Consider the following 17414-nt stretch of genomic DNA (forward strand, 5'->3'; position numbering starts at 1 on the left):
AAGGAGGAATTATTATATGAATGGGAATACTGCAAAAAAAATAGAATTTCAAACTGAAAATACTGCAGTAAAAAATGAGAAATATCCAGATCCTAAAAAGTGGCATAAACAGGATACTACCTGGGCATTGAGCCTTTTTGGAACAGCAATTGGAGCAGGAGTACTCTTTTTACCTATTAATGCAGGTTCAGGTGGTTTATTATCATTACTGTTAATTACCATACTTGCATATCCTGTTATGTATTACTCACATAGGGCGCTTGCTAAAATGATATACGCTTCCAATTCTGCTGATGAGGGGATTACAGGTACAATTAGAGAGTATTTCGGAAATAAGGCAAGTATAATTTTTAACATAGTATATTTCGGCTCAATTTATACTATTGTGCTGATGTATTCGGTTGCACTTACAAATACTGCAAGTAGTTTTATCGTGAATCAATTGCACATGAAGGAGCCTCCAAGGGCCATTTTATCGCTTGTATTAGTACTCGGTCTTATAGCTATACTAAATTTTGGTCAAGATATCACTGTAAAGATAATGAGCATGCTAGTATATCCTTTCATAGCTTCTCTACTTTTTATCGCAATATCTTTGATTCCACAGTGGAATACGTCAATGCTTAGTTTTTCAAGTGTTTCTACTGCTTCAACAGGAACAGGATATTTTGGAACGATGTGGATGATACTACCAATCATAGTATTCTCGTTTAATCATTCTCCTCTTATTTCGTCATTTGTTATAAAACAGAGAGCTACCTATGGAATAGAAGCTACTGATGCCAAATGTGCTCAAATACAAAAAGTTTGTTATATCATGACATTCGCTGTTGTTATGTTCTTTGTTTGGAGCAGTGCATTGAGTTTGACTCCAAATGATCTTATAATGGCAAAAGAACAGAACTTGTCAATCCTATCATATCTTGCTAATGAGCTTAATTCGCCTCTAATCACTATTGCGGCTCCTATCATTGCTTTTGTGGCCATAACAAAGTCGTTCCTTGGCCATTATATAGGAGCATATGAGGTAATGCGTGACATGATTATCAAGTTCAGTAAAACACGCGGAAAAGATATAGAAGAAAAAACAGTTAAGACAATGATCCTTGCTTTTGTCGTATTAACATGCTGGTATGTTGCTTATGCAAATCCAAGTATTCTTGGAATCATTGATGCCCTTAGCGGTCCGTTAGTTGCCGCTATCTTATGTCTATTACCAATGTATGCGATCCGTAAAGTACCAGTACTAGCTAAATACAGAGGGAAAATGAGCAATGTATTTGTCATTATTATAGGTGTACTTACTGTCCTAGCAAGTATTAAGTCATTATTCTAATTCACTATTATTGGTTCTGGTGCACAAATAGTGGGATATGAAAAAAGAACGAAAGATTTCTAGAAGAATTGAATTTTATCTTGTTAAACCAAAGAGATTATGGATAAGATATATCTGTTATTGGACAGACTTCTCCCCTTGGAGAGTTTGTCCTTTTTTAATCATATGCATAACTTCTATTCCAACAATCACTTTTTTAGCTGTTTGCAATAATTTTAATCCAAGCATATTGGGGTGCCGCCCCATCGGTATTAAGCTAAGATTCTTAAGTTCCCTCATAACGAAAAAATGATTTCGCGCCCCTTCATCGACTTGAAAACAGCCTATCATTTTAAACGAGAAGACCCCCTCTTCTAAACGAAGTGAAGGTGGGGGTAGTTCAAAATTATTAATTACGGAACAATTTCAAAAACAGTACCTTGGTTAAAATCAGTCACTTTCATAGAGCCATAAACCCCTAAATATAGTTTAGTTTGATCCAGGTTCGTTCCCAGATTAACATAATAAGCTGATTGAGACCCAAAATTATAATCGGTTTCAATAACACTAAAATCATTTAATTTATAATCTGTCCTTACCCTCGTATAAGCTAAAACCCCTCTAACCGGAGGCCGAGATTCTTCATGCCGAGCAAGATCGGTAAATACAACGCTTCCTGTTAAATTTGGGATTCTATTCCCCATATATGACTGAACTCCTGTAAGTGCAGTTCCCCCAAACTTATCGGGTCGGGGATCTTTATGAAAATAACTAGTTAAAGGCTGAAGACGTCTCACTGAAGTTTGTACTGCTTCATAATAATAAGCAAGTGTTTTCTCATCCAAAGTCGGATCTGCAGAGCAGCCCCTTATAACTGAGGTAGGAAAAGCACCTTCCCACCCTCGCCAGCCAAAGTTTATAAATCCTTCTTGGTCAGGTTTAGCGTTCATTAATGAAGCTTGAATAAGCTGAGTAACCGGTATTGGTTTATAATGAACGAATGAAAAAATCGACTCTACCAAATCCTGTCCGACATTTCCAATATATTTAATATACTGATTATAAAACTTTTGAAATGAAATGCCTGGTATATTGCGAACTCCTTTAGCAATTACTGTAAGCATTTCCTGAATAGGTACGGAAAGTTCATTAAAACGTGTGACTACAGGTGGGTTATAGATAAATGTATTCTTAACTACATCAATTTCAATTATTTTACCAGCCATCTCCATGTCGTCCTGACTTAAATTAAATGGATCATAGCCTGAACCACCATCCCCTGTTGTTAAAACAAGTTTTCCAGTTTCAGGAGAAAAGTTTAAGCTATTGAAACCATTATGATTAGAAAATGGTCTTCTTAAGTTAAGTAATGTCCGTCGTTTTTGAGGTTGGCCATTCGACTGTAACATCCATTCTTCAACTGTATCAATATGATCATATTGAGTTTCTCTATTTATCCACTTTAGGTTTAAAGTTTTGAGATCACACGGGTTAGGCTTAAAAGATTCAGAAAGAGCTCCTGGACCTTGTGTCCCAGCTACTGAATAATGAAGATAAAACAGACCGTTATAATAAAATTCTGGATGAAATGCTAGCCCTAGCAACCCCCGTTCATCATAGCCATTACCAGAATCACCTAGTTTTATGATTCGCGAGCGAATATCTAAAAAAGTCCTTATAGCCCCGTTTCCTATGTAAAAGATCTCTCCTACTTGGGTTGCAATAAATAATCTTTCAATTGAGTCACCCGGAAGTATAGCTGTTTTCAAAACAGTGGGTAAATTTATCTTACTTACAATGGGTCGTAAACTAACCTTAACTTTTATCAACTAACTTTACACTCCTTCTAATTGTTTTCTTTTATAAGAATATGATTAGAACTGTGCTATTAGTATCAAATCAAGGATGGGGAATTGGGTGAATTTCCTTTTTATATGGGTACGTTGTGGATATTAGGATGGATATATGGAAACTTCAAACTGTTTATATTACTCAACTGTTAAGGAAATGTCTGACACAATCGATTCATGAGTAGTCTACAAAACTCCGCGAAGATCCAGCAGTAAAGAAAACTCAATATAAATATTATTGCAATAATCTTTAAATCCATAGTTGTATCAACAGTAGGGCCTAGCACTGGAAAACGGAATACATATAGAATCATCATAATACCCGTAAGTAGACATATTGATGAAAAGGAAACAACCACAATTCTTCTCTTCAATTGTAAAAAGGCCACACCCATCGCTATACCTAATAAACCTGTTGTAAAGGGAAAGATAATTAGTTCACTCGGCTGAATAATAAATAAAAGGAAAATTGTAAGGGTAAAAGAAAGGATTCCCTGGCGGATAGAAAAGCAAGTAGCTAAAAAAATTGGTAATGTCGCTAGAAAACTAATCAGAAAGCCTATACCAGGCATAAAGCCTCCCGCTGATTGAAACATAGTGGCAATTGTACTCAATAAAGCTGTAATAACTAACTTGGTTGCAAGGGCCATCTTTCTTACATGAACATAATTTGCATCTGTATCTATCATCGATTGATACCAATAACGAACAAACCGATTGATGAAAACACCCCCAAAAATATCCAATCCGTCAATTTCTATATTATTCATTCTCTTGCGCTTTATGCGGTATTGCCTGTTAGTAATCAATTGGAACATAACTGACTAGAAGCAAATGTTTTAGATACCACAACTACTTCTTTGCCATACCAGTTCGCTTTGTATGCAAGCATTGTTCTGAATTGTGAGCAAGATACTTCGCTTATTGCTTTGGTTAACTTGGGGTTCTTTAGCATATATCTCCCACATACCTTCACACTTTTGAGAAAGGAGTCTTCTGCCGGAAAATATAAGAGTCTATTTTGATGATACAGACTTCTTAAAGTATCTAACTATAGAGAAAGAAAATTTTCATTTAGGGGGGATATTAAAACCTTAGCTTGATGGGCGTGTGGTGCTACCCTATATAGATTCATTAAGAGTAAAAACTATGCTATAAATATATTCGGTAATATGCATATAATTTGCAGAAAAAAGAATAATGACTGGCGAAATTTTACAACATATGGATTAAAATAAGGAGTCATGTTATATGAATTTAGAAAAAACAAAGCCAGTAAATGAAGAATTAGCGGAGTTAAAAGAACTTGTAAAAGAATTGCATGGTAGTGTGCATCAACTACAAAGTGAAGTTCAACAGCTTAGACACGAAAGGCCGGTTGTAGAAGTGAAAAAAGGTGTTCAACTATCACCGGCAATCGTTGGACAAATTGGCGGTATGATTTTAGGAGCACTGGCAATTATCGGGATATTTTGGTGACAAAAAAGTTTCCAGCATATTGCTGCAAACTTTTTTACAGAATTTGTGAGCGGGAAAGCCCACGCGCTTTAGCCGTGGGAGTGGTCAAATTAAATAACGTAAATATATATAAGCATGTGATAATAATAATGCAATGATTGTTAACGGAAAACCAATTTTTAAGAAATCAAGGTAAGAAAATCCATGTCCTTCGCGGTTAGCAATCCCAGCAACAACTACGTTTGCTGATGCCCCAATAAGCGTCCCGTTTCCTCCTAAACAAGCGCCAAGTGATAATGCCCACCATAGTACTTCAATTTGAGGAGAGTCAACAGAAAGTCCAAGTCCTGATGCTAAATCTTGAATAAGCGGAATCATCGTTGCGACAAATGGAATATTATCAATAGTAGCTGATGCCACGCCTGATACCCAAAGGATAAGTATTGCAGCAAAGCCAATATCGCCATTTGTAATATCGATTACTTCTTTCGCAAGGGATGAAATAAGGCCAATATCAATTAATCCGCCAACCAGAACAAAAAGACCGGCAAAGAAGAAAATCGTTACCCATTCTACATGAGCAAATACATCTTCTAATTCGTGTTGTTTCATACCAATCAACATGAGAAGTGTTGCGCCAGTCATCGCGATAACTGCGGCATCTACATGAATAATCGAATGAAGAACAAACCCGAGAATTGTCAAACCTAAAATGGAAAGAGATTTTAGGAGTAAGCTTCGGTCACGAATATAGTCCTTTTCGTTTAAAGCCATAAGTTTTGTAATTTGTTCAGGTGTTGTTTTTAATTTTTTACGATACATCAAATAAATAATGCCTAATGTAACAATGGAAATAATAAGTACAATTGGTGCCAAATTGAGCAAAAAGGCATTAAAATCTAAGTGTTTATTAGCAGATCCAATCATGATGTTTGGGGGATCACCAATTAACGTTGCGGTCCCACCAATATTTGAAAATAATACTTCCGAAATCAAATAAGGAACAGGTTGTACCTTTAAAATTCGTGTAATAGATAGTGTAACAGGAACGATTAATAAAACGGTTGTTACGTTATCTAAAAATGCAGAACCGACTGCGGTTAATAGGGATAAAAATAATAAAATTCGAATCGGTTTTCCGCCGGCTGCTTTTGCTGCTTTAATCGCTACATATTCAAATACACCAGATTGACTCGTAATATGTACGAGAATCATCATCCCGATTAAGAGCGTAATGGTTTCCCACTGAATATGTGATGTGAAAGCAGTATGTAAGTCTACAATTCCAAAAATAATCATAATGGCAGCACCGAACAGTGCAATTACAGCACGGTTCAATTTCTCAGAAATAATAAATCCATATATCACTAAAAATACGGCGATCGCAAAATAATATTGCAGGTTTGCTACTTCGTGTGCTGAATGTTCCAACATGTCACCTTCTTTAAAATATGTATTCAATTGTCGAAATATATCCCTCTGCATAACCACTATTGTAGCAAATTCAAAACGAGAAAGAAAATAATTTGCAAAAGTGAAAAGGATTAATAAATTTCACATGCTATATAAAAATAAAAAACGAAATGCAAATTATTATGCAAAGTGAGCTTTGTACTCTAATATAGAGATAGCAATTTACATTATTTTTGCGTAAAATGGTTTAAAGAGGTGAAATCCGATGGAAATAGTAAAAGATAGTGCTGTTATTCAACATGAAATCGAACGTTTTGTAAATAAAGATGTATATATTCATTTAGAAACGACAAATGGAGCATACGCTTCACATTTTAATGAAAAAATGATGACAGTTGGAGCATTTATTCGAAATGCAATGATTCGTTTCGAACGCGGGAAAATAACAGGAACAAATCCATACCGAGTAGGTCTTAAAATGGAGCATGGCTGGGTATATGCTGAAGGTATTACGCATTGGGAAGTAGACGAGCAAGATCGTCTATTACTAGCAGGACATGACAATAAAGGTCGCTTAGCCGTAGCACTTGAGTTAAGCTTAACGCCATTTAAATAAGAAGGAGGGAAAAGTATGGAAAGACACGTACTTGTTGTATTTCCGCATCCAGACGATGAATCGTTTGCAGCAGGAGGAACAATTAGTTTATTAAGAAAGCAAGGAGTACCTGTAACATATGCGTGCGGAACGCTTGGACAAATGGGACGTAACATGGGAAAGAATGTGTTTGCAAACCGTGAAACAATTCCAAATATCCGTGAAAAGGAATTAAAAGATGCATGTGAAGCGATGGGCATTGAGGATTTAAGAATGCTTGGTTTTCATGATAAAACATTAGAATTTGAAGATATAGACTTTGTAGCAGATAAAATTGAAACGGTCATTCGCGATGTGCAGCCATCACGAATTATTACATTCTATCCAGAGCACGGTGTTCATCCAGACCATGATGCATTCGGTCGTGCTACAGTCCGTGCAGTATCACGTATGCCAAAAGAAACGCGCCCGGTTATTCATGCAGTTGCGATTACAAAAAATCGTGAAGAAGTATTAGGTGAACCAGATGTTGTTAACAACATTAGTGAAGCATTTGAACAAAAATTAGCAGCTTTACGTGCGCATCGTTCACAAACAGAAGCGATGTTAGAAGAAACGGAAGTAAAACTGCAAAACAAAGATGCTGCAACATTAAAATGGTTACAAATTGAACAATTTTGGACTTATAAATGGGAGTAGGTTAGAAGAGTCTCTTCTAGTCTTCCTTACATACGAAAACGATGTCATATTATGGCGTCGTTTTTTCTGTTAGATAGGCACTTTCTGCATGCAGGCCACATACACTACAGTAAATCTTGAAAAGAGGGGAGCCATATGTACTATTCATATGAAGACGTGTTCGGTTATTTTCGAGATGGTTATGAGATAAGTGGTGAAGTGGTTGCGCTTGTTGATCCATATGTTGTACAAACATTGCAATCTATCGTTGGAAAAAGAATTGTAGTGGAAACAATTCGGGGAAGTGTAAATGGAACTTTGCGAAGTGTGAAGCCAGATCATGTTGTATTAGAAGAAAATGAAATACCGGTATTTGTGAGAATTCAGCAGATTGTGTGGTTTACACCTGAAAAATAGAGATGCTTTGTAGACGGGTTATGAGAATGAAACGAAGAGCCTACTATTTGATTAGTAGGTTTTTTATATACAAAAGCTCATAATATATGTTAACCTTTGTAAATAGAAGCAATGAAAAATTAATGTTAATTCATACCCTCCTATAGGTATTAACATGAAGCAATCGAGGTGTTTCGTTTGTTGTTTTATGATCGTATTTCGATAATGGCCCCTCCAGTTCCGTAGCGAAGAAAAACTCTAAATATCTGAGATTTTCTAAGTTATAGGAGGGTATTAGAAAATGAAAAAAGTCTCAGTACCATCGTTATGGTTAATGATTATTCTTGTGGCATTCCCACAAATTAGTGAAACAATTTACACACCATCTTTACCAGATATTTCGAAAGCGTTGCATGTCAGTAATAATGCTACGCAGCTAACGCTTAGCATTTACTTTGCAGGATTTGCTTTAGGTGTATTTTGCTGGGGGTGGTTGTCTGATATAATTGGGCGTCGTCCAGCAATGATTTGGGGAATTGTAGTTTATGGATTTGGTAGCTTATTATGTTACTTGGCACATTCAATTGAAGTATTGCTATTTAGCCGTTTTGTACAAGCGTTTGGAGCGAGTACAGGATCAGTTGTTACACAAACTATTTTGCGTGAAAGTGTAGATGGGCATAAACGACATGTTATGTTTGCGCAAATTTCAGCAGTTATTGCATTCACGCCAGCTATTGGCCCATTAATCGGTGGATGGATGGATCAAATATTTGGATTTAGAAGTGTTTTTCTTACTTTAGTTTTGATAAGTATTGGGCTATTGGTTTGTACTTGTATGAACTTGCCAGAAACTCGTAAGAATGTAACAGTAAATAGTATAAACATTTTTTCTGTCATAAAACGAATGATTCAAGATCCAAAAGTCGTAACATTTGGTGTGCTGATTGGAGGAACAAACGGTATATTATTTAGCTATTACGCTGAAGCACCGTTCATCTTCATTGAATATTTTAAGTTATCACCTGGCGTATTTGGTTTTTTAGGTATAGTGGTAGCTTTCGCTTCCGTTATTGGAGCGCAAATTTCAAAGCGGTTACTTTTAGTTTATAAACCAGAAAAGATTATTTATATAGGTTGCATCGTAATGACGGGAGGAGCGACTATTTTATCAATCGTTGCTTGTACTGGCACTAGTGCAAATATGATAAACATGATTCTCTTTCTTATAGCTATATTTGTATTGCTATTAGGAATAGGGATTGCTTTGCCGAACTGTTTAAGCTTAGCGTTAGTAGATTTCCAGGAAGTTATTGGAACAGCAGGTGCTATATTTAGTTTAGGGTATTATGTAATTGTTACAATTACGATATGGGGAATGAGTCAGTTGCATACAGGTTCTTTACTTGTTATGCCTGTATATTTTCTTCTACTTGCAGTTGTCATGACAGTTCTAAGTCGGATGTTTATTTATAATAATAAGATTAAAAAATCTGCTTAAATATAAAACTACAAATATATAAGGTGAAAGGAGTCCCATAGACGAAATGAGACTCTTTTTTTGCTTTGGGTGAAATTATGAATTCACATTGTTAGGAAAAGATTAAAGAAAGGGAAAGGAGTAGTTTTGAACATCCTTTCCCTTTAAGGCTAGTATTTAGTATTCATGTAACAAACAAATAAATCAATTTTTTTTGATTTATTTGTTGAATTTATAATGAAACAGTGCATATAATATAAATATCAAAAAAAGTTGATGAAAGGAGTGGCGTGTGTGAAAGAAAACTTCAGTCAGTTTGAAAAAAAGTTTAAAGCTCTTGCAGACAAAAAAAGATTAGAGATCATGTATGAGTTATGTCAACGTGGACAGACTTGTGTATGCGATTTAACAGAAGTATTTGGGATTTCACAATCAAAACTTTCGTATCATTTAAAAATATTACTTGATGCGAATTTAATTGTAAAAGAAACAAAAGGAACATGGAGCTATTACGATTTAAATGATGAAGAAGTGAATAATTTGTTGTCGGAAGAACTTTGTTGTGTGTTCCGAAAAACTGGCAGAGGTAGTTGCTACTGAGTTTTTTGTGTTATATAAATCAAATATTTTTGATTAATTGTATAGGAGGAATGGAATATGCAATATGTACATGTGGGGATTAATGTGACGAATCTGGAAAAATCAATTGAGTTTTACAGTAAGGTATTTGGGGTAATACCAGTGAAAGTAAAAGAAGATTATGCGAAGTTTCTATTAGAAAGTCCAGGACTAAATTTCACTTTAAATGTAAGAGATGAAGTAAAAGGAAGCCAGGTCAATCATTTTGGTTTCCAAGTAGAGAATCAAGAAGAAATAGTCATGCATAAAGAGCGTTTAGAAAAAGAAGGGTTCTTTGCTCGTGAGGAAATGGATACAACTTGTTGCTATGCTGTGCAAGATAAGTTTTGGGTAACGGATTCTGACAGGAATGAATGGGAGTTTTTCTATACGAAGGCTGATAGTGAAATTCATAAAGTAGAAATGTCCTGTGTAAGTTCTGATGAAAAGAATATAAATTCAACTTCATGTTGTTAAAACAAAAAGGAGAAAAAATGAAACGATTATCGTTTTTAGATCGATTTTTAACCCTTTGGATTTTTCTTGCGATGATAGTGGGAATTGTAATAGGGTATCTATCACCTGGTTTTGTGGATGGGATGAATCGGTTACAGGTAGGAACAACCTCTATTCCGCTTGCAATTGGATTAATTTTAATGATGTATCCACCGCTTGCAAAAGTTCGTTATGAAGAGATGGGACGTGTTTTTAAAGATGTGAAGGTACTCATCTTATCACTCGTACAAAACTGGATTATTGGACCAGTCCTCATGTTTGCTTTAGCTATTATATTTTTACAGGATAAGCCAGAATATATGGTAGGACTCATCATGATCGGTTTAGCGCGTTGTATTGCAATGGTTATCGTTTGGAATGACTTAGCAAAAGGTGATACAGAATATGCGGCAGGGTTAGTAGCATTTAACTCTGTATTCCAAATGTTATTTTTCTCAGTGTATGCTTATGTATTTGTAACAGTCATTCCAGAATGGCTAGGGATTGAAGGTGCTGTTATTGATATTACAATGGGAGAGGTTGCAAAGTCAGTCTTTATTTACTTAGGAATTCCTTTTATCGCTGGCATGCTAACCCGCTTGATTTTTGTAAAAGTAAAAGGTAGAGAGTGGTATGAAAAAATATTCATACCAAAGATTAGTCCAATTACATTAGTCGCATTATTATTTACAATCATTGTGATGTTCTCATTAAAAGGTGAAGTCATTGTTAGCGTATCATTCGATGTTGTACGTATCGCGATTCCATTGCTCATTTATTTTGTATTGATGTTCTTTGTTTCTTTCTTTATGGGTAAGAAGATTGGTACAAGTTATGGGGTAACAACAACATTAGCGTTTACAGCTGGAAGTAATAACTTTGAATTAGCAATCGCTGTAGCTGTAGGGGTATTTGGGATTCAATCTGGAGCAGCATTTGCGGCGGTTATTGGTCCTCTAGTTGAAGTGCCAGTCATGATTGCGCTTGTAAATATAGCACTTATGTTTCAGAAAAAATACTTTCAAAAACAATTGTAATAAAGGTGGAATTTACATGGAAAGCAAAAAAATAATTTACTTCTTATGCACAGGTAACTCTTGCCGTAGTCAAATTGCTGAAGGATTTGGAAAGAAATATTTAGGTGACAAATGGAATGTATATTCTGCAGGAATCGAAGCACATGGCGTAAATCCAAATGCGATTCAAGCGATGAAAGAAGTAGAAATCGATATTACGAATCAAACATCTGATGTCATTGATCGCGACATTTTAAATAAAGCGGATCTTGTTGTTACACTTTGCGGTCATGCGAATGATGTATGTCCAACTACATCATCACATGTAAAACGTGTTCACTGGGGATTTGATGACCCAGCAGGACAAGAGTGGTCAGTATTCCAACGTGTTCGTGATGAGATTGGTGAACGCATTAAGAAGTTTGCTGAAATAGGGGAATGATCCATATAGAAACGAGGCTGTCTTTACAAAAATTTTATAGACAGCCTCGTTTCTATTTTTGGTGATGTTTTGTTACACATTACATTTAGAACGATTTTTTTAATAGGATCATAAACCAAACTAGGGTAAGGCCGATGAGAGAATGAGAGAATCCGATTATATAGGTTAATTCTTTAAAATTAGCACCATTTAGTTGAAGAAGCCCTCGAGTTGCCAGTGAAGAAAGGGTTAAAATTAATCCAATATTATGGACGATGAACCACATATTAAAACCCTTCACTTTATGGAATGAAAATGCTTTTGCTAATGCTAAGGCAATTAAAAAGAATAAAAACCCAAGTACGAGCGTATGTGTATGTAAAAGGTTCAGCAGTGTAGATCCTAGAATATCCTTTGATTTTGCATATTCCCTAGCAAATACACCTGATAATAAACCGATGACTAAATATACGAACGATGCATAATATAATTTTTTCATTGTATACCTCCTGAAGTAGAATTCGTAATGTTAGTTTTTGATTCGTAGATTCCTATTGTATTTTCACACTATAATCGTAATATAGCAAAAACTCCTAGTTGCCCAGGAGTTATGTTATAGCAGATTCAAAATTATTTTATCATAATTATAGGGTATCCTATTATGTGAAATAATCGAACTTTTTGTGAACAAAGAGAGAGTGTAAGAATTAGATTTAAAGAAAACGGCTCTTCATCGGCCTCAGAAGCATCCAATTAATTTAAGAATAAATATTGACACCATCAAAATTATGATATAATCTATTCCCGTGATGTAAAACGTAATGATTACTATTTTCATTTGACTGAGCAAAGAAAGTTCAATAAAAATATGACGTAAAGGATAAGTGAGATGACACAGGAAATAGAGTTTATAAAATTTAATCCAACTCAAAATATGACGATTCTCGTTAAGACTAATCATCCAGTTATAGAGTATAAGACGATTGCAAAAAAAATTATGTCGTATGACAGCGTGTATGCAGAACAAGTAGGATTTATAGAAGAATCTACAAAGTATGAAGCCGACGCACATCTACAAATGGCTGGAGGTGAGTTCTGTGGTAACGCCTGTATGGCATTAGCAGCTTTTATTGCATCTAAAAAAGGACTGAAACACAATGATTTATCAGAAATATTATTAGAAGTTTCAGGAACAGAGGAACTCATAGTGTGTCAAGTGAGAAGAGAGTTAGAGGAATATTATTGCCAAGTTACAATGCCTATCCCTAAAAAGATAGAGCAGAAAACTATAAAGCATGAAGGAAATGATTTGGACATCGTTATAGTGAATTATCAAGAGTCTATTCATATTGTGATAGAAGTGGAGGCTATTAATAAAGCAATGAGAAAAAAAGCTCAAACATTAGCAAAATCACTGGCATTAACCTTAAACACTAAATTGATAGGCATCCTATTATATGAATCAAATTCTAATGAATTGGCTCCACTTATCTATGTTCCATATCTTGATAGTATGGTATGGGAACGGGGATGCGGCTCAGGTACTGCCTCTTTAGGAGCTTATTTGGCTTGGAAAAATCAAAAGGAGGTTGTTGCACATGTAAGACAACCTGGTGGAACTATTACTGTTGTTGCCAACTTTCATAAAGAAGAGCTTTCAAGTCTTAAAATTGAAGGGGGTGTTGAGATAGTAGCGCAAGGAAAAGCGTTTATAAATGTTTAACTATTACATTGTATTGGAGCGAAGATAAATGAATGACTTAGGGGATTTTCTAAAATATTTGAGTAAGTACCTAGAGAAATTTAATGCCTTGATAGGAAGATATGATCACACTATCAATGATTGTTTGGAGTTAGAGACCTTAATAGATGAATACTCACACTTCATTATAAACACGAGGAACAAAGAAATGTGGGAGAAATTACAGCAACAAGGATACTGTGATTTGAACCAACTTGCGGTGTCTTTAAGAGAAAAATCAGCGCTTTGTGTAGCTATTATGGAAAAATATCGTGCATTAAAGCTTCTTAGTGGAGTTGCTGAAATAACAGATTACTTTAAGAATATAGAATCATGTATTGAAAAGGAATTTGGTAGTTTTCAAATTACTTCTGATTCAAAAGTATTACTAGTAGGGGCTGGCTCATTTCCAATGACACCAATATTAATTGCTAAGCGAACGGGAGCAGAGGTTATTGGCATAGATATTGATGATGAGGCTATCAAACTTGGATTAAACGTTGTAGAAAGAATAGGTGCAGGATTAAATATTAGATTAGAAAGAGTACCAGTAGAAAATCTTGATTTTACAAGAGATGCGACTCATATCATTTTTAGTTCAACCGTTAAAGATAAATATGACATACTAGAACAATTACATACATTAACAAATGATAATGTAGTGGTAGCTATGAGATATGGTAATCAGTTAAAGTCTCTATTTAATTACCCTTCGAGGGAAGTTGATAAACAAAAATGGAATAAAGTTGATGATATATTGCGTCCAGATAATGTGTTTGATATTGAGTTGTATCAAAAGGTTTAAATTGCTTACTTATGAGAAAGGAAAGATTTTATGAGTGCTTTTAAGCGTGTCTTAGTATTAGGAACTGGTCCTACATCTATTCAACTTGCTGTAAATTTAAAAAAGAAATTGAAAAGTGACGTAGGGATTGCTGGAAGAGAATCAGTTCGTTCAGAGAACTTTTTTTCGGCTCTTAAACAAAGTAATCATCTAATTCGTGTAAGTATTCAAAATGAACAACATCGAAATATGGAAGGTGAATGCTTCGTTGATCAAGTTTTTAAAGGGTATGAAACTATTAAAGGTAATTGGGATACCATTATTTTCTCTGTAACAACGGATGCATATATTGAAGTAATAAAGCAAATTAATAAAGAGATTTTGAAACAAGTAAGGTGTATTGTTCTAATTTCTCCGACTTTTGGTTCAAATAGCTTAATAAGTAATTATATGAATCGTATTAATTCGCGAGCAGAAATTATTAGCTTTTCTACATATTATGGGGATACACGATGGATGGACGATAGCCCTTCTAATCATGTTTTGACAACAGCGATTAAGAAAAGAATTGCTATAGGATCGACGGATTATCCATCTAAAAATGTCGACATGCTCTGTAAGGCATATGAACAATTAGGAATTATTCTAGAAATCATGAAATCTCCAATTGAGGCAGAAACAAGAAATATTTCTTTGTATGTTCACCCACCATTATTTATGAATGATTTTTCGTTAAGTGCAATATTCGGAGGTTTAGATACCCAAAAATTTGTGTATAAAATTTACCCTGAAGGTCCAATTACACAATATTTAATACGTGATATGCTGGCCCAATGGAAGGAAATTATGAATATTGTAGAGAAAATGAAGATTAAAAAACTTAATTTGTTGAAATTCATGACAGATGATAATTATCCAGTAAGATTGGAAAGTCTATCTCGACAAGATATAGAAAACTTTAATCATTTAGAAGATATCCATCAAGAATATTTATTGTATATTCGTTATTCCTCATTATTAATTGATCCTTTTTCAGAACCAGATAAGGATGGAAAATATTTTGATTTTTCAGCTGTTCCAATTAGAAAAATGTTTGTCAATAGAGAAGGGTATTGGGATATCCCGAGAATGCCTAAGGAAGACTATTATCGTATTAAAATAATACAAGGAATTGCAAAATATTTAGGTTTAAATTGTCCAACAATAGATAAATTTATTAAGACATACGAGAGTAAAATTGAAAAAGTTGCTCAATTCTATAAAGGAGAATTATTATCTAATGCATATTGTATTCAAAGTTTCGATGAAGATTTGAATATGATTTGTAGTGAAATAGGAAAAAATATTGAAGATAAGATGGTGGAATAAGCTTTCACTTAAAGTAAATCACTACACTATTTAAATCGTAATGATTACTATTTTCATATTTTGATTAATATGTTTGGAACGTCAATCATAGTTAAATAGCAAAAATAAATTACATCTAAATTAAGAAGACGAAAGGGAGAGGAATACTTTGTTGATTAAAAGATTTAAGGTAGCGATTCTAGTTTTTTCGGTCTTATGCCTTCTAGCTGCCTGCATTATAATTTTGAAAAGCTCAGATAGCAAGAAAAAGGAAGGTGATCATTCAATAAGTAACAAAAAAGAATTAACTTATGCAGTATCTAAAGATATTAATGATATGAATCCGCATTTGTATACAGGTTCAATGTCCGCTCAAGGAATGGTATATGAATCATTAGTTGAAAATACAAAAGAAGGGATTAAGCCTTTACTTGCTAAATCATGGGAGATATCAAAAGATGGAAAAATATATACTTTTCATCTAAGGAAAGACGTGAAATTTCATGATGGGGAACCATTTAATGCAGAAGCAGTGAAAAAAAATATTGATGCTATACAAAATAATGCAGAAAAGCATTCATGGATTAAACTATCAACAAAAATAGTAGCTTGTAATGTGGTGGATGAATATACAGTTGAATTGGTGCTATCAGAGGCATATTATCCAACTCTAGTTGAATTGTCTATGACTAGACCTTATGTATTTATATCACCTGAAAATTTTGTAAATGGGAAAACAAAAGATGGTGTAAATGGATATAACGGTACAGGTCCATATATTCTCGATGAACATAAAATCAATGAATCCGCAACCTTTAAAGCAAATGAAAACTATTGGGGTGGCTTACCTAAAATTAAGAAGATAACTTCTAAAGTTCTACCAGCAGGGGAAACAACATTTTTAGCATTACAAAAAGGAGAAGTTAATTTTGCTTTCACAGATGATAGAGGTGCAGACAGTATTGATGTTGAGGCAATGAAGCAATTGATTGATTCAGGCAACTATAAAATTACTAGAAGTGAAGCAATGAATACGAAAATGATCGTGGCTAATAGTAGTAAATCTCATAATCCAGTAAGTGAAAAAGCTGTTCGCGAGGCTATTTGGTACGCTATTGATAGAGAAACAATTACCAAGGATATTTTAAATAATACCGAAACAGTAGCTAATACACTGTTCTCTTCTAATGTTAATTATGCAGATGTTCCATTGAAGAAACGAGGCTATGATTTAGAAAAAGCAAAAGAAATTTTAAAAAAAGCAGGCTGGGTATTGGAAGGTGATGCTGTTGTTAGAACTAAAGACGGCAATAAACTAGCAATGAATCTTTATTATGATAGTAATTCTCCTTCCCAAAAAGCAGAGGCTGAATTTATTCAAAGTTCGTTAAAAAGTATAGGTATTCAATTAAAAATTATTGGTGAAGAATCAACTTCAATCGCTAATAGAAGGTCAACAGGAGACTATGACTTACTATTCAATCAAACATGGGGACTAGCGTATGATCCACAAAGCACAATAGCTGGTTTTACTTCCAATGCTTCTTATTTGCAGACTACTAGTGGTATTGCAAAGGCAGATGAGCTTTACAATAAAATTGCTGAGGTTATGGTATCTACGAATGAGGCAGAACGAAAACAATTGTATGCTGATATTTTAAAAACTGTTCATGATGAAGCAGTCTTTATTCCAATTTCATATGGTCGTGTCACTGTAGTTGCTCCCAAAAACTTAAAAGACATTTCATTTAAGCAAACACAATATGAGTTACCATTTGAGAGAATGAACTTTAAATAAAGATATAGA

At 34.4% G+C, this 17414-nt stretch carries 18 protein-coding genes and 2 pseudogenes; 14 read left to right on the forward strand and 6 right to left on the reverse strand.

Translation table 11 applies throughout. The annotated features are described in order from the left end of the window. The first annotated feature begins 16 nt into the window (after positions 1 to 16). Entirely contained in the window at positions 17 to 1336 is a 1320-nt protein-coding gene (locus KFD70_RS09840; protein ID WP_431613194.1) for an aromatic amino acid transport family protein, read from the forward strand. Between the two features lie 117 nt (positions 1337 to 1453). On the opposite strand, the pseudogene KFD70_RS09845 reads toward KFD70_RS09840, so the two are convergent. The 4 genes and pseudogenes from KFD70_RS09845 to KFD70_RS09860 form a co-directional block, all read right to left on the reverse strand. After that, positions 1454 to 1567, reverse strand: a pseudogene (locus KFD70_RS09845) (IS6 family transposase); the annotation flags it as partial. A 161-nt stretch (positions 1568 to 1728) separates the two neighbouring features. Further along, positions 1729 to 3144 (reverse strand): PQQ-dependent sugar dehydrogenase, encoded by a 1416-nt coding sequence (locus KFD70_RS09850; protein ID WP_336452450.1) that lies wholly within the window; start codon positions 3142 to 3144, stop codon positions 1729 to 1731. Positions 3145 to 3314: 170 nt separating this feature from the next. Continuing rightward, positions 3315 to 3887 (reverse strand): YybS family protein, encoded by a 573-nt coding sequence (locus tag KFD70_RS09855; protein WP_431613195.1) that lies wholly within the window; start codon positions 3885 to 3887, stop codon positions 3315 to 3317. Between the two features lie 89 nt (positions 3888 to 3976). Further along, positions 3977 to 4120, reverse strand: a pseudogene (locus KFD70_RS09860) (zinc ribbon domain-containing protein); the annotation flags it as partial. A 296-nt stretch (positions 4121 to 4416) separates the two neighbouring features. Here KFD70_RS09860 and KFD70_RS09865 point away from each other — a divergent pair. Continuing rightward, positions 4417 to 4644 (forward strand): hypothetical protein, encoded by a 228-nt coding sequence (locus tag KFD70_RS09865; RefSeq protein WP_336452449.1) that lies wholly within the window; start codon positions 4417 to 4419, stop codon positions 4642 to 4644. 84 nt (positions 4645 to 4728) lie between these two features. Here the strand turns inward: KFD70_RS09865 and KFD70_RS09870 are convergent, their stop codons facing one another. Beyond that, entirely contained in the window at positions 4729 to 6054 is a 1326-nt protein-coding gene (locus tag KFD70_RS09870; RefSeq protein ID WP_336452448.1) for an ArsB/NhaD family transporter, read from the reverse strand. 247 nt (positions 6055 to 6301) lie between these two features. Here KFD70_RS09870 and KFD70_RS09875 point away from each other — a divergent pair, with 247 nt between their 5' ends. The 8 genes from KFD70_RS09875 (at position 6302) to arsC (ending at position 11756) form a co-directional block, all read left to right on the forward strand. Next, positions 6302 to 6652 carry a YojF family protein gene (locus tag KFD70_RS09875; protein ID WP_336452447.1) on the forward strand — a complete coding sequence of 117 codons (351 nt, stop codon included), beginning with the start codon at positions 6302 to 6304 and terminating at the stop codon, positions 6650 to 6652. A gap of 15 nt (positions 6653 to 6667) precedes the next feature. Next, positions 6668 to 7330 carry a bacillithiol biosynthesis deacetylase BshB2 gene (bshB2, locus tag KFD70_RS09880; protein ID WP_336452446.1) on the forward strand — a complete coding sequence of 221 codons (663 nt, stop codon included), beginning with the start codon at positions 6668 to 6670 and terminating at the stop codon, positions 7328 to 7330. Positions 7331 to 7465: 135 nt separating this feature from the next. Next, positions 7466 to 7726, forward strand: coding sequence for a YuzF family protein (locus KFD70_RS09885; RefSeq protein WP_336452445.1), 261 nt, complete (start codon positions 7466 to 7468; stop codon positions 7724 to 7726). A 280-nt stretch (positions 7727 to 8006) separates the two neighbouring features. Further along, complete coding sequence (locus KFD70_RS09890; protein ID WP_336452444.1) at positions 8007 to 9206, forward strand: multidrug effflux MFS transporter; 1200 nt, start codon at positions 8007 to 8009, stop codon at positions 9204 to 9206. A gap of 273 nt (positions 9207 to 9479) precedes the next feature. Next, complete coding sequence (gene arsR / locus KFD70_RS09895) at positions 9480 to 9785, forward strand: arsenical resistance operon transcriptional regulator ArsR (protein ID WP_420792354.1); 306 nt, start codon at positions 9480 to 9482, stop codon at positions 9783 to 9785. 57 nt (positions 9786 to 9842) lie between these two features. Beyond that, entirely contained in the window at positions 9843 to 10280 is a 438-nt protein-coding gene (locus tag KFD70_RS09900; protein ID WP_431613158.1) for an ArsI/CadI family heavy metal resistance metalloenzyme, read from the forward strand. A gap of 17 nt (positions 10281 to 10297) precedes the next feature. After that, positions 10298 to 11335 (forward strand): ACR3 family arsenite efflux transporter, encoded by a 1038-nt coding sequence (gene arsB / locus KFD70_RS09905; RefSeq protein WP_431613159.1) that lies wholly within the window; start codon positions 10298 to 10300, stop codon positions 11333 to 11335. Between the two features lie 16 nt (positions 11336 to 11351). Continuing rightward, the gene (arsC, locus tag KFD70_RS09910) at positions 11352 to 11756 is read left to right on the forward strand and encodes an arsenate reductase (thioredoxin) (protein WP_431613160.1); all 405 of its coding nucleotides are present in this window, start codon (positions 11352 to 11354) and stop codon (positions 11754 to 11756) included. 85 nt (positions 11757 to 11841) lie between these two features. On the opposite strand, the gene KFD70_RS09915 is transcribed toward arsC, so the two are convergent. Next, positions 11842 to 12234 carry a DUF2871 family protein gene (locus KFD70_RS09915; RefSeq protein ID WP_431613161.1) on the reverse strand — a complete coding sequence of 131 codons (393 nt, stop codon included), beginning with the start codon at positions 12232 to 12234 and terminating at the stop codon, positions 11842 to 11844. Between the two features lie 390 nt (positions 12235 to 12624). On the opposite strand from KFD70_RS09915, the gene KFD70_RS09920 reads away from it, so the two are divergent. The 4 genes from KFD70_RS09920 to cntA all read left to right on the forward strand — a co-directional run bounded on the left by KFD70_RS09920 (position 12625) and on the right by cntA (position 17405). After that, a complete protein-coding gene (locus KFD70_RS09920) occupies positions 12625 to 13458 on the forward strand; it encodes a histidine racemase CntK family protein (protein ID WP_336452438.1) in 834 nt (277 codons plus the stop codon). Between the two features lie 28 nt (positions 13459 to 13486). Continuing rightward, positions 13487 to 14281, forward strand: coding sequence for a methyltransferase domain-containing protein (locus KFD70_RS09925; protein WP_336452437.1), 795 nt, complete (start codon positions 13487 to 13489; stop codon positions 14279 to 14281). A 30-nt stretch (positions 14282 to 14311) separates the two neighbouring features. Next, positions 14312 to 15628, forward strand: a complete 1317-nt coding sequence (locus KFD70_RS09930; protein ID WP_431613162.1) for an opine metallophore biosynthesis dehydrogenase — start codon at positions 14312 to 14314, stop codon at positions 15626 to 15628. 151 nt (positions 15629 to 15779) lie between these two features. Next, entirely contained in the window at positions 15780 to 17405 is a 1626-nt protein-coding gene (gene cntA, locus KFD70_RS09935; RefSeq protein ID WP_431613196.1) for a staphylopine-dependent metal ABC transporter substrate-binding lipoprotein, read from the forward strand. Positions 17406 to 17414: the final 9 nt, after the last annotated feature.

Origin of the sequence: Bacillus pfraonensis (assembly GCF_050768835.1) — a bacterium.
In the GTDB taxonomy this organism is placed as follows: Bacteria; Bacillota; Bacilli; order Bacillales; family Bacillaceae_G; genus Bacillus_A; species Bacillus_A pfraonensis.